Here is a 13,141-nt window from a genome sequence, read left to right on the forward strand (position 1 = left end):
CCGTCAGGCCACCCCCTTGCGGATACCTCATGGCCCTTGACGTACAGCGGCAGGCAACACATGTCAGCCGCGACAACACGCCAACAAAGTCAGTAACGAACCTCGACGGCTCGGCCCCGGCCCCCTGTACGCGTCCCTGACCCGGTCAGGGACGCGTACAGGGGACGCGGGAGCAGGCGTTATGGGCTGGCTCCGGGGTGGGCGGGGGTAAAGTGTCCCGCCGCGTTGTGGACGGGGGCGGGGTGATGACGGTGATGGCGCCGGTGCGGCGGGGCGAGACCGTCGAATCAAATCGCGATCCTGTCCCGGCTGGCCAAGGCCAAGTTCCGGCGCCTTCAGGCGGCCTGCGTGGCCACGGGACTCGCCGCCGTGTGCCTGCTCGCGGCGAACGTGATCGCGTCCGAAGGTTGACCGGGGCTCGGGCCCAGGCCCTGACGGCGGACCTGGACGGCGTCGTCGGTGAACGATCTTCAGGGCTGGACCCGGGCGGCCGGCGGGACCGTACCGATGACGTTGTCCTCGTCGTCCAACCACACGTGCTGTCCGTCGCGGTTCACCGTGAGACCGGCGCGGTCGCGCTCCGGCCGGCCGCGATCCACCCATTTCAGGTAGGCGGCTTCGATCTCGTCCCACAGCCGTCGGGTCCCGTACTGCTCAACGGTGAAGGTGTCGTGTCCGGGGACGTAGTCCACTGATGCCCAGGACTTCCGATCATCGGCGAGCACCCACAGGGTGGCCTCGTCGCTGCCGTCGTTGGCCTCGGCCAGCAGGGACCACGCGTCACGGAGGCCGAGACCGATAAAGAACTTCGCCTCGTACTCGGCTTCCAGTTGCCTGGGTGACAGCGTGGTCTCGCTGCGGTCGGCGTCGTCTTGATGGTGCAGGAAGTCGCTCAGATACCCACGGGGCGGGCGGTTCGTACGCGAACGCATGAAGGCGGGGTAGCCGCTGAACTTGCCTTTGGCGACGCCGTCTTGGATGTCGAGGACTGCGAACGAGTACGGGTGATAGCTGCCGCCCCACGGAGCGACGATGCGCCCGGCCGGGGTCTGTTCGACCCAGGCGTAGGGGATCTCGGGGACGGTGAACGTCGCGATCCATCGGTCATACGGTGCACCGTCCGGATATCCCTTCTCTGCGTCGCCGCACACAAGGTGCGGGCTGTACCCGGCCGATTCCAGGTTCCTGATGGCCTGCTCGAGGATCGCGGAGTCGACGTCAATACCGAAGACGTTGCGGGAGCCGAGCCGGTGCGACAGCCAGGCGAGGTTGTACCCCGTGCCGGCTCCAGCGTCCATGACGCGATGCCCCTCCCGTACATCCAGCAGCCCGAGCATCTCCAGCATGAGCGAGGGCATGGAAGACGATGACGTCGGCAACCTGTACGCATCGTCACCCAGGTCCTTTCCGTCGTTGACCTGGGTGACGAGCGGCAGGTCCCCGTAGACCATGGTCAGCCATCGCTCGGGGCGTTCGCCGCGGCTGAGAGGCCGGTCGTCGACCTCAATGGCGTCGGGGACGAAGAGTTTGCGGTCGACCGAGGCCACGGCGTCCTTCCACTCCGGGAGAATCGCCCCCTTATTGGTGAGGATCTCCAGGAGTCGTTCCGGTGAGCTCACCGCTGCCTCACTTCTTCTTCGGAGGGTCGGTCACCGGCTTGTTCCACTGGCCGTCCTTCTCCTTGTTGGACTGATTCTTGTCGCCTTCCTCGCCGCCCTTGCCGTCACCGTGTGTGCCCATCGCAGGCTCTCCTCTCGGTCGGAGCAGTGATGGGAGGACGGTAGTGCGGGACGGGGCGTTTGCAGGTGGTGTTTGCTCACAATGACCGGGAGGCGAGGACGAGCCCGCATCAACGTCACGCCCACAGCGCGTCAGCACCGGTCCGACGGCTCAGCTGGGCTTCCCGTGTTTCGGTCACCGTGCTGATTCAGCCAGGTCAGACTCTTTGCCTGAGGCGTGCCGTTCCTTTATGTGCCTGCTGGTGGTTTGCAGGGTGCTGGCCAGGTGCTGGGGGCCGATGCGCATCAAGGCCCAGATGCTGCTGATGTCGCGGGCGGTCTGACGGACGCCGGCCTCGGGTGAGATCAATGACGGGGACCCGGCCTGGCCGTAGCCGAGGATGTCCACCGGCGGGAACCACAGGCCGCACTGGGCGATCTCGCCGGGTTGGTAGAAGGTGCGCGAGACCGAGTCAACGGGCAGATAGGCGGGCCATAGCTCGCGCACCCGCTCCTTCAGTACGGTCATGCCACGCTGCCAGCCGATCCGCTCGGCGATGAGGTAGCGGGCATGGTGGGGGTGGCCTTCCGCGCGGGCCGCTCCTCCTGGCGCAGAATCCGAGGATGCCCCTGCCCGGGGTGTTGTGGCCACGGCCGGGACTCCCTCACCCTGGTTCAGTACCGTCAGGGGGAGGCTGGGTGTGCTCAGCGCCGAACGCTATCTCGAACTACTGGTCAGGCAGCACGACAACGGAACCTTGTGGCGGCCCGGTGGCACCGAACAGCGCAATCTCATCCGCGACTTACAGACCGGAGGCAACTACTTCCGCAGGTTGAGCCGCGAGCGCGAGCACCGGGAGCGATATGGGCTGCCGTCTTACGCGAAGGCGTCTGACCTGGGGCGGGCTACCTGCGCGAACTCATCCTGGATCCGCTCCTGAACGTCCTCGACGGCCCGGAACGGGAGAAACTGGCTGCGGTCCCCGTCGGATTCCTCACCCTGCGCATGCTCAATGCCCGTGCCTTCAAGTCGCCATGCGGTGACCCGATCATCGTGGTGAACCAGGGACTGCCGAGCCTGCTCAGCGAGTTCAAGGAGGTGCAGATCGAGGCGGTCCACCTGCACGACCAGGCGGACGCTGCCACCGAGAACGCCTACCGGCGAGCCTGGTACCGGTTCATCCTTGCCCAGTTCGACGGCATCCACCCCTTCGACAACGGCATGCTGGAGACGCCGGGTAACTTGCTGCAAGCGAAGGCAGCGATCAGGCTGCCCAAGCCGACCATCTATTTCACCTATCTGGACATCATTGGTGCCGAAATGTTCGTACTGGCACACGAGCTGGCCCATGTCTCCGCCGGACACCTGGACGCAGCCCAGGTCCACTCCGTCGCGCCCGACGGCTCCGCGCCGAGCCCGGACAAGGAGAGCCTGACTTGCTACGAACTGTCCTGGCAGCAGGAATACGAGGCGGACCGGCTGGGCTTCCTGCACTTCCTCAAAGCCTGGCCCCACGCCCCGATGCATCCGCCAGGCTTCCCGATCACTCCGCCAGAGATCATCTCGCCACTCTCCCTGTTCGAGCTCCTCCACCTGGTCGAGTCGAACTTGGGGTCGCCCGACGCCTACGGAACCCATCCACCGGCGTGGCGGCGAGCGATCGAGATCATCCGTATCATCAACGAGCAATGCGACCTGGCCGCTCCGGAGAACGCCAACTTGCGTGCACTCTGTGCCAGTTACGGGCATCATCTGGAGACCATCCAGCAGTTCGACATCCATGGCAACGACCGGCGGCCCAAGCGGAAGTGGCGACGATGGCTGAATTCCTGACCCTGGCAATCCGGCCGAGCGTGACCGGAGCTGACCGTGAGGCGCTGCGCTTCGCCCTGGAACCCGTTGCCCTTGTGCACTCTGAGTCCAAAGGCGCTGTCGGCGGCTGGGTCGAGTGGCTGCTCGAAGTGAAGGGTGTGGTGGACGCGGTGGGCGGGACGGCAGGAGCCCTCACCGCGACGGCCACCCTTGCCCGGGCCGTCATCAAATGGCGCCGCCGGGGCGACGAAGACGCCTCGACGGCCCAGCGCACGGTGATCGTGCATGCGCCGGGCTCCGAGCTCCTCGATCTGGAAACGGCCACGGACGAAGAGATCATCGAGTGGTTTCGGCGCCTCTGAGCGGGGGCTCCCCCAACCCGCCCGCGAGCACGGCCACAACAACTTGAGAACGCCCCAGATCATGATCTACCAGCTTGACAACCCCATAGGGAATCAATTCAGCAGCAATACCGGCGGAACCCCTGACTGACGCCGTCGAGACCGACTCGGAGCACGCGTGCGACAAGTCTGCGAGGCGATGGACAGCGCGTGTGGGTGCAGGCCCGCTGCGAGACCTGCCGCACCATCCTCCCCAGCTGGTGCCCTGCGCGGAAGCAGGACAGCGCCCAGAAAATCACGGAGAGGATGAACATAGCAGTGCCGCTTCCCATGGAAATCAGCTGCACGGTATAGAGCACGAGGGAACCGGCCTCGACCCTTTTCGACAGGACCGCCAGAATCGAAGCCCAGATACCGAAGGAAACAGCCCCGAAGATCAGGAAGATGCACCCCACCTGCAGGCCCGTCTTATGCTCCGTCAGCCACGCAGCCAGTTGGGGGCTGGCATATCTGTTCCGGGCGCCGGAGCGAAGCGGGCGAACCCCAGCCACCCGATGAGGAAGGTCATGCACATGAATGGCCCTGCCCATAGAGCCAGCCGGTGCGTGCGGGCGGTGAATCGTTGCTCCATCCGCTGCGCCTCCAGCGGACGGGTATTACTCGCGGGAGTGTGGCTCTCACTCACCTTATGTACTCCCGAAGCTCGGGGAACGGGGAATCGGGGGACCTGTAGCGGTTCGTGGACATCTGCCAGTGGTAGCAGGCCGTCAGCTCATCGTGCAGGCCGCGGGCGTAGGCGTCGGGGACGGGTCCGGTGCAGCGGCCTGCACCGGAAAGGAGCTGCCTGAACTCTGCCACCAGGTTGTTGAGAATGTCCGTCGTGCGGTGTACCGCCAGCTCGAAGGAGAGCCCTTCCCGGGTGGCGAGGACGTTCACGATGTTCGGAACATTGCCGTCGCTGCGGGCTTCCTTGTGATACGAGAAGAGGTCATTGAGGACGGCTCCGAAGGTTGCGGTGATCTGCCGCATCCGGAACAGGCCCTGATCCCGCCACAGGTTGTCGGGTACGTAATTCTCGTTGGCGAACTCCATGAGGTCCGTGGTGAAGTACATACCCGAATCCTCGGGCCGGACCTTGAGGTAGTACTTCAGTGACAGATCGGCTGCGGAACAATTCGTGCGGCGCAGCATGCACGAACTCATGTGATGGGTGAGCAGGCTGTCCGCGAGGCGCTGGATCCACGACTCGGGGGCGCCGGTGCATAGCAGCTCCCGCACCTGACGGTAGGCAACCGGCAGCGTCCGGTATGCGGAGGCGGTGGGCGCGGGCGGCTCGCCGCGGAGGCAGGAGATGCCGTTTTGAAGGGCTTGCCTCAGCAGCGGGTCGTCGCTGCCGTCCTGGGGTGAGCGCTGCCCGAGGGGCGTTTCTACGTAAGCATCGTCGATGTAGAAGGCGAGCGCGTTCACGACGTTCACGATGCTGAGCCGGTCGGGAGTGGCGTGGGGGTAGAGCCAGGAGGAGATGGTGACGTACTCGGTGAAGTGGGGCAGCAGGATGCCAAGGCGCCGGCAGTGCTCTTCGCTGATCTGCTCGGCTTCCCGGGCATGCTTGTTGACCTTCTCCGGCCCGAGGGCAAAGGAAGAGAGCGAACTGAGAGGCATCATGGCTCCTTGCCCTGTGACGGGGCGCTCTGGTACTCGCACGGCACTGGGATGATCGGGACGTCTGCGGGATGGACGACGGCGGTCGTGGCAAGGCGCCGGGGGATGCCTCCGTCACGCGCCGCAAGCGGCCTCACCTCCCAGTCGGCCAGGACGGTGGCCACCGTGATGATGAGTTCCACCAGAGCCAGGGGCTCGCCGATGCAGCGGCGCTTGCCCGCCCCGAATGGCAGGAACGTCTCCCGGGGAACCGGCTGGGCGGTCCCGGGCAGCCAGCGGGCGGGATCGCACACGTCCGGGTTCTCGAACATCTTGGGATCACGGTGCAGCGCGTGCAGGCTGATGAGGATCAGCGCACCCGCGGGAAGCCGCACCGTCCCCAGCACGACCGGCGCGGTGGTACGGCGTGTGATCAGCCACGGCGCATACAGGCGGAGGATCTCCTGGACGAACCGTGTCGTGCCCCCCAGGGCGTGCAGGTCGCCGGCGGTTACCGCCCGCCCGCCCGTCACTGTGCGTACTTCGTCACGCAGCTCCTGCTGCAGACCTGGCGCGGCGGCAAGCTCGTGCAGCGCCCACGTCAGCATCGCGGAGGTATTGGGGACTGCGCCCAGCAGCATTGCGGTGGCCTCCGCCCGCACCAGCTCCGCCTGGCCTCCGGGGTGGGCATCGCGGGCCGCCGATACGAACCCCGCGCCCGGCGGCTGCGGCATCAGTGACACGGCGTCGGACATCACCTGGTTGACCCGGTCCACTGCCTGGAAGAACCGCCGGAAGGAAGGCAGCGGAAGACCGCTCAGCACCGGCAGCGGATTGATGACGTGGAAGGCCATGCCCTTCTCCACCACCGGCAGTAGCCGCACCAGCTCCGCCAGTACCTTCGGAGCCGGATCGGCGCCGAACAGGTACCGGTAGGTCATGCGGATGATGAGCCCGTACATTTCGTCCCTGACCGCCAGCGGACGGCCCGCCTCCCATGTCGCGCCCGCCGCAACGACCGCCTGCCGGATGGTCTCGACCTGCTCTTCGACCACGGTTCGGCGGAACGCCGGTTGCAGGGCCCGTCGCTGGCGCTGGTGTTGCTCGCCAGTCACCAGCACCACGCTGGGGCCGATCCACTTCCGGGGCCGCTCGAAGAGGTTGCCCAGGTCCGCGAACTGGTCCGCATCAGTGACCAGGATCCGCTTGATCAGCTCAGGGGAGTTCACGAGGTAGGCGCGTGTCGTTCCCACCCTGATCTCGGCCACCTCGCCCATGCCCCGCGCGTCCTGCATGAACGCCAGAGGACGGCGCAGCAACGGGACCAGGTGCCCCAGCAGCGGCCATGGCCTCGCGTGCGGGGAAGCGGGCCCCGGCACGGCAGTCTTATGCTGTTCCATCGGGCTCAGCCCCTGCCCGGCCCGTTGGCGAGATCGGGGCGGTGTGTTGCCCGCAGCAGCCACAGGGAAGTGGCCAGTACCCATGCCAGCGTCACGCCTTCGACGATCATTAGCGAGGCGGTCGATCCTGGTGACCACAGTCCGGTCGCCACGAACGCGAATGCTGAGCACAGAATGCTGACGACGGCGACCACGCCCGCCCCCCACGTGCCGAGGGACTTGGGGAGTACCGGAGTGGCCCGGTTCGCGGTCACCAGCGCGATGCAGGCCACCCCTCGGATGATCTCGCCCACGAAGTAGCAGCAGTTCATCAGCAGCCATGCCAGGGTGATCATCCGGTGGTCGGCCGGGTTGCTGCCGAACCCGGGGTACCCTCGTGCGAAGAGGACGATCCCCAGATACAAGGCAATGGACACGGTGAACAGTGCCAGGCTGAGTACGCTGCCGCAGATCAGCGTCAGCGTGCTGAGGGTGATCCGTCCCGCCCGTCGCATATATACCACGACCAACGGGGCCGTCCACATCAGCAGCCCCAGCACCATGCCCATGCCGATAACCGACTGAATCTCCGCAGTCCGGTGCGGGAGCATGTAGGAGGCGTACACGCCTCCCTCCACGTTGTCATTCGGCCAGGGAAACCTGCGCCCCCCTACCGAGACCAGCAGCAGGAGCAGCGGGGTCAGCCCAATATAGCCCGACCAGCGCAGACACATCTGCTCGGATGTCCTGGACACGTTGGCTGCGCGCGGCGCGGAGGTTCCCGAAGTGGCGCTCATTTGCCTGTCTCCCCTCACGTATCAGTTTCCGTAATGTCGTTGACGGCCTGCGAACCAGTGCAGGCACTGGTCGACGCCATCGTGGGTGAAGCCGGGCCAGGGAACTGAGGGCCCGCACCGAGTTCGTCGAAGGCCGGGCGTACCGGGGCCCGCAGACCGTTGGCCTTCCCGCCGGTGGAGACGGCCGGCTGGCCGCGGTAGCGGATTGGCATAACGGCGCAGTTGGCCCCACCTCCCGGCTCGAGTGAGTCCCTCACGCTCGTTCGATTCCCGCGCCAACTGGCCAGCCCACAGGCCGGCCTTGACGTGGGTAATGGGCGGGCTGCCAGGCGGGCGCAGCGCGACGGCGGCCAGTTCGCGCTTCGCCTCCCGGCCCGGGACACCTCCTGGCCTGCTGGGCCGTCGAAGAAGCCGTCGACGGACCAGGTCCAGCAGATCACCTCGGTTATGACGTCGAGGCCGTCGGTTAAGGCACCGGGGCGGTAGGCGACTGCCCCCAGCCCGGCTGCGTGGCCTCGCAGGAGGCGGCGGCGCGGGGGTGCCGTGGAACGGCCCGGAAGAGCTGAGCCGGTCCAAGGTGTGGGCGGTGGTGCGCCGTACGGTGTCCGGGGACGGCGAGGGGAAGCGGGAGTAGGCCAACGGCACGGGGCAGAACCTCCTTTGGTAGTGCGTCAGGACAGGGCTGCGGTGGCGCCTCACTGCCTTCATCATCGTGCGGTGAGCGTCTTCGGTTGCCGGTGTGCGCTGTTCACAGGCCGTGTCAGCGGTCGCGGCCGACGTAGGAGTGCAGTGCCCGCAGGAAGCCCTCGTGGGTGAAGTCGGGCCAGTCGGCGTCGGTGAAGTAGAGCTCGGCCTCGGCGGTCTGCCAGGGCATGAAGCCGGAGAGGCGCTGTTCGCCGGAGGTGCGGACGATGTTGTCCGGGGAAAGAGCATGTCAGGGCCCGTCTGCAAGGAGGTTCTCGATGTCCACCCTCAAAAATTCCTCGTCGTACACCCCGCTTCGCAGCACCCAGTTGAACGCGCCGGCCAGGACCGTGGTCAGGAGCTCCGCGTAGGAGATCGCGAGGTCGAGGTCGAGCCCACTGTTTTCACAGAGGGACGGCACGTCATCACGGAGACGCTGAATGTTCCGGAAGATCTCTTGGACCTTCTCGTACAAGTGGGCTTCGGCCTGTCCACGGCCAAGACCGGCGTGGTGCTGCAAGACGAAGATAGAGTTGGATACGCCTCCGGTAAGGCAATCTTTCCTGATTGACTGAATGTCATTGGAGAAGATGACGGCGTCGTGGATATCCTGCCGCATCTCCGCGAAAAGCGGCTGTTCGTAAATCTCTGCCGGAACCTCAAATCCGCGCGCAGCCTGAAGGGCTTCGAAGAACACGTTCATGGCGATACATTTCCTGCGCGTCGCCATATAGTCTTCCATCTTCGGGATTCCCGTGGTGTCACGCATGCGGATCTCTTCGGTGCACCCGAGGAAAAACGATGTCCACGATACCCCGGCGTGCCCGGCGAAGTAGTCGGACATCCCCTCGGTGAGGTGCCGCCAAAGATCGGCGAAGGCGTGTACGAACGGGTGATGCGAGGGTGAGGTGTGCGAGGTGCGAAGGAATTCGTGAATCTGCCGGCATACTTCTCGACCGAGTTCCTCTCCGATTTGAGGCCGGTCGAAGAAATCGTCCACGACCCCTGTGAGGTACATGGCCTGAATCTCCGGTACCATCTTCTCGCGCGGGAGGCCGTGACAGGACGAAGCGACGAACCAGGCATAGTTGAGCAACTTATAGCGGGCATCCGTCTTCGGATCGTCAGGCACGAAGCCAAGCCTTTTCACCCACGCGATTCCCCAGTTTTCGGCCCAGTCGATGTCTTCTTTATCCGGAGAGGGGCAGGTGAAAGGAATGTGAAAGTCACGGGGAGGCATGGGTCTCCTTAGAGTCCGTGTCGGCGGTCGCGGCCGGCGTAGGAGTGCAGTGCCCGCAGGAAGTCGTCATGGGTGAAGCCGGGCCAGTCGGCGTCGGTGAAGTAAAGCTCGGCCTCGGCGGTCTGCCAGGGCATGAAACCGGAGAGGCGTTGTTCGCCGGAGGTGCGGATGACGAGGTCGATGTCGGGTTGCCCAGCGGTGGACAGGTGGCGTGCCACCAGGTGTTCGGTGACGGGCTGGTCGTGCTCCCCGTCGGCGCCTCGCTGCTGGGTCAGGGTGTGGACGGCGTCGACGATGTCGCCGCGTCCGCTGTAGGCGACTGCCGCGTTGAGCGTGACGCCTGCGATACCGCGGGTGTCCTCTTCCAGTGCGCGCAGCGCCTCGGCGTGTTCGGCGGGGAGCAGGTCGAGGGCGCCGATGGCGCGGATGTACCAGCGTCGGGTGGCGGCCATGGCCCGCAGCCCAGTGGTAATCGCGTGGAGGATGTCGGTGACCGCGGCGGGGTCACGGTGCAGGTTGTCCTGGGACAGGGCCCACACGGTGACGTAGCGGATGTGGGCTCCTTCGCACCAGGTCACCAGGTCGTGTACCCGCTGGGCCCCGGCCTGGTAGGCCACAGTGACGGGCAGGTGGTGCTTGTGGGCCCAGCGCCGATTGCCGTCCAGGATCACCGCGAGATGCCGGGGCACAGCCGCAGACGACGGGACAGGGTCGTCCTGCTGCACGGCGGGTGCTGGTGGCCGCTCGGGGGCGCTCTGGGCGAGGAGGGGTGGCGGCTGGCCACGGGAGTCCCGCACACGGGCCGGGGAAGTCGACTCCGTGGGGCCGGTGTCCGGGGGTGGTGCGGGGTGGGGGGTGCTGTGGTTCATCGGTGGCTCCGGGGGCTTACCGGTCGCGGCAGGCGCAGGCATGGGCGAGCGTGAGCAGGGTCTGTCGGCCGGCTGGAGCGGGGTCGGCTTCCTCCAGGCAGGTCAGGGCCTGGGCCAGGTGGTGGTCGGCGGCCGTCCTGCTCCGGGCGCGGCCGACGGCCTGTTCGGCCAGGCGAGCCGGTTGCCCTCAGGTGGTGGCCGTGTCGGCGTAGCGGGCCTTTATCCGGAAGGGGTTTGGTGGTGTGTTTGTTGTGGGCGATTTGGTGGCGGGTGTGGGTCGGGGCTCCGTGCGCCTCGAGGGTCTTCTCCAGGGTTTGGAAAGTGCGGGTGATGCCGGTGTGCAGGCCGCGGTGTGAGGCCGGCTGGAGTTGCTTGTGCGGGTGTGGTCTGGTGGTGTGGGGTGGGGAGGTCATGAGGTTCTCCAGGCGGCTTGGCCGGCCAGGGCTTTGAGGGCGTCACGTGCCCTGGTGGGGGCGTTGAGGCGGGCCAGGGCTTTGAGGGCCTGGGTGTGACGGTCGTGGATCATCTGCTCGACCGTGTGGTGTGCTCCGGTGGCGTGCAGCAGGCTGCGTACGGTGGCGGCGGTGTCGTCCTTGAGGTGCGGGTCGCCGTACAGGGTGCGCAGCTGCCGGGCCTGGGCCTGGTCGGCGGCTGCCAGGGCGTGGGCGATCAGCATGGTGGGTTTGCCTTCGCGCAGGTCGTCCAGGACGGGTTTGCCGGTGGCGTTCTGGTGGCCGAAGACGCCCAGGAGGTCGTCGCGGAGCTGGAATGCCTCGCCGAGCGGGAGGGCGAAGGCGCTGAGTTGGTCGAGGGTGGTGTCGTCGGCGCCGGCGAGGGCGGCGCCGATGTGCAGTGGCCGCTCGCAGGTGTACTTGGCGGTCTTGTAGCGCACGATTAGCTGGGCGCGGTCCACGTCGGTGCCGGCTTGTCCGGTCGCGGTGACGTCGAGGTACTGGCCGTGGATGACCTCGGTGCGCATCGCGTCGATGAGGGGGGTGATCCGCTTGTGCTGGGCGGGGGTGAGGCGGGTGGTGTGCAGGAGTTCGTCGGCCCATGCCAGCGCGAAGTCCCCGACCAGGATCGCGGCCGCGGCCCCCACCCGTTGGGCTGCCTGTGGGGTGCGGCCGGGGTGGTGGCGGGCGGTCAGGGCGCGGTGCACGGTGGGCTGTCCGCGCCGGGTGTCGGAGTGGTCGATGACGTCGTCGTGGATCAGGCAGAAGGCGTGGAACATTTCCAGGGACGCGGCGACCCGTACGACGGGGTCGGGAAGGCCGGTGCCTCCTGCCGCCTGCCAGCCGAGCACGCACAACTGCGGCCGGATCCGTTTGCCCCCGGCCCGCAGGAACGTCTCTACCGCCTCGGCTGCCTCGGCGGAGAGTCCCGCCGCTTCGGCGGCGGCGGCCTTGTCCCGCACGAAGGCGTACAGGACAGCCTCGACGCGGCCGCGCACCTCGCCAAAGACGCCGCGTTCCTCCGGGCCGTGGTGCGTCCGCGAGGGGCTGACGCGGGGATCGGTGGGTGTGGTCACGGCAGCTCGCCTCCCTCAGCACCGGTAGCGGCGGTGAGGGCGAGGGCTTCGTCGAGGAGGGCGTCGACGATCCTTGCCTCCGGCACGGTGCGCAGCACTTCCCCTTTGCGGAAGATCTGGCCTTTGCCGTTGCCGCAGGACACACCGAGGTCGGCTTCGCGGGCCTCACCGGGCCCGTTGACAACGCAGCCCATCACCGCGACGCGCAGCGGGTGGGGGAACCCTTCGAACGCGGCCTCCACGCGGGCGGCCAGCTTATGGATGTCGACTTGGAGGCGGCCGCAGCCGGGGCAGGAGACGATCTCCAGTCTGCGGGGGCGCAGTCCGAGGGAGGCCAGGATGTGGCAGCCGGCCTTGACCTGCTCGACGGGTGGTGCGGAGAGGGAGACGCGGATGGTGTCCCCGATCCCCTCGCCCAGCAGGATCCCGAAGGCGACGGCGGATTTGATGGCTCCTTGGAAGGCGGGGCCTGCTTCGGTGACGCCGAGGTGGAGGGGGTAGTCGCAGGCGTCGGACAGCAGCCGGTAGGCGGCAATCATCGTCAGCGGGTCGTGGTGCTTGACCGCGATCTTCAGGTCGGTGAAGCCGTGTTCTTCGAACAAGGAGCACTCCCACAGCGCGGACTCCACCAGGGCCTGCGGCGTGGCGCGGCCGTGCTTGGCCAGCAGGCGCGGGTCGAGGGAGCCGGCGTTGACCCCGACCCGGATCGGCACCCGGGCTGCCGAGGCGGCTGCCGCGATCTCTTTGACCTTGTCGTCGAACTTCTTGATATTGCCGGGGTTCACGCGGACCGCGGCGCAGCCGGCGTCGAGGGCGGCGAAGACGTAGCGGGGCTGGAAGTGGATATCGGCGATCACCGGCAGTCTCGACTTCGCGACGATCGCGGGGAGGGCGTCGGCGTCGTCCTGAGTGGGGACGGCGACGCGGACGATGTCACAGCCCGCCGCGGTGATCTCGGCGATCTGCTGGAGGGTGGCATCCACATCGGCAGTCAATGTGGTGGTCATGGTCTGGACGGAGACCGGTGCGCCGCCGCCGACTGGGACATCGCCGACATGGATTCGCCGGGTGCGGCGGCGCACCGGAGTGGTGGGGGGTGGGGTGGGAAGGCCGAGGTCGATGGCGGGCATC

Annotated in this window: 11 protein-coding genes and 2 pseudogenes; 3 read left to right on the forward strand and 10 right to left on the reverse strand. The window is 66.9% G+C overall.

What is annotated here, in order from left to right; genetic code table 11:
• Positions 1-470: 470 nt before the first annotated feature.
• Complete coding sequence (locus tag ACH427_RS27770; RefSeq protein WP_398873715.1) at positions 471-1,619, reverse strand: methyltransferase domain-containing protein; 1,149 nt, start codon at positions 1,617-1,619, stop codon at positions 471-473.
• Between the two features lie 504 nt (positions 1,620-2,123).
• Positions 2,124-2,303: pseudogene (locus ACH427_RS27775) on the reverse strand (IS21 family transposase); the annotation flags it as partial.
• A 116-nt stretch (positions 2,304-2,419) separates the two neighbouring features.
• On the opposite strand from ACH427_RS27775, the gene ACH427_RS27780 reads away from it, so the two are divergent.
• From ACH427_RS27780 to ACH427_RS27790, 3 genes are all read left to right on the forward strand, one after another.
• Complete coding sequence (locus ACH427_RS27780; RefSeq protein WP_398873717.1) at positions 2,420-2,659, forward strand: hypothetical protein; 240 nt, start codon at positions 2,420-2,422, stop codon at positions 2,657-2,659.
• A 65-nt stretch (positions 2,660-2,724) separates the two neighbouring features.
• Positions 2,725-3,552 (forward strand): hypothetical protein, encoded by an 828-nt coding sequence (locus tag ACH427_RS27785; RefSeq protein ID WP_398873719.1) that lies wholly within the window; start codon positions 2,725-2,727, stop codon positions 3,550-3,552.
• A complete protein-coding gene (locus tag ACH427_RS27790) occupies positions 3,537-3,893 on the forward strand; it encodes a hypothetical protein (RefSeq protein WP_398873721.1) in 357 nt (118 codons plus the stop codon). Before ACH427_RS27785 ends, ACH427_RS27790 begins: the two co-directional genes overlap by 16 nt.
• Before the next feature lie 660 nt (positions 3,894-4,553).
• Here ACH427_RS27790 and ACH427_RS27795 read toward each other — a convergent pair.
• From ACH427_RS27795 to ispG, 8 genes and pseudogenes are all read right to left on the reverse strand, one after another.
• Entirely contained in the window at positions 4,554-5,537 is a 984-nt protein-coding gene (locus ACH427_RS27795; RefSeq protein WP_398873723.1) for a hypothetical protein, read from the reverse strand.
• Entirely contained in the window at positions 5,534-6,913 is a 1,380-nt protein-coding gene (locus ACH427_RS27800; protein WP_398873725.1) for a cytochrome P450, read from the reverse strand. The genes ACH427_RS27795 and ACH427_RS27800 overlap by 4 nt, the downstream gene beginning before the upstream one ends.
• A gap of 5 nt (positions 6,914-6,918) precedes the next feature.
• On the reverse strand, positions 6,919-7,689 hold the full coding sequence (locus tag ACH427_RS27805; RefSeq protein WP_398873727.1) for a hypothetical protein: 771 nt from the start codon (positions 7,687-7,689) through the stop codon (positions 6,919-6,921).
• Between the two features lie 760 nt (positions 7,690-8,449).
• A pseudogene (locus ACH427_RS27810) lies at positions 8,450-8,611 on the reverse strand (undecaprenyl diphosphate synthase family protein); the annotation flags it as partial.
• 12 nt (positions 8,612-8,623) lie between these two features.
• Positions 8,624-9,613: a terpene synthase family protein gene (locus tag ACH427_RS27815; protein WP_398873729.1), complete on the reverse strand. Its 990-nt coding sequence runs from the start codon at positions 9,611-9,613 to the stop codon at positions 8,624-8,626.
• Positions 9,614-9,621: 8 nt separating this feature from the next.
• Positions 9,622-10,482: a polyprenyl diphosphate synthase gene (gene uppS / locus ACH427_RS27820; RefSeq protein ID WP_398873731.1), complete on the reverse strand. Its 861-nt coding sequence runs from the start codon at positions 10,480-10,482 to the stop codon at positions 9,622-9,624.
• Positions 10,483-10,891: 409 nt separating this feature from the next.
• Positions 10,892-12,010, reverse strand: a complete 1,119-nt coding sequence (locus ACH427_RS27825) for a polyprenyl synthetase family protein (protein WP_398873733.1) — start codon at positions 12,008-12,010, stop codon at positions 10,892-10,894.
• Positions 12,007-13,140, reverse strand: coding sequence for a flavodoxin-dependent (E)-4-hydroxy-3-methylbut-2-enyl-diphosphate synthase (gene ispG / locus ACH427_RS27830; RefSeq protein ID WP_398873735.1), 1,134 nt, complete (start codon positions 13,138-13,140; stop codon positions 12,007-12,009). Before ispG ends, ACH427_RS27825 begins: the two co-directional genes overlap by 4 nt.
• Position 13,141: the final 1 nt, after the last annotated feature.

Origin of the sequence: Streptomyces sp. NPDC020379 (genome assembly GCF_044387105.1) — a bacterium.
In the GTDB taxonomy this organism is placed as follows: domain Bacteria; phylum Actinomycetota; class Actinomycetes; order Streptomycetales; family Streptomycetaceae; genus Streptomyces.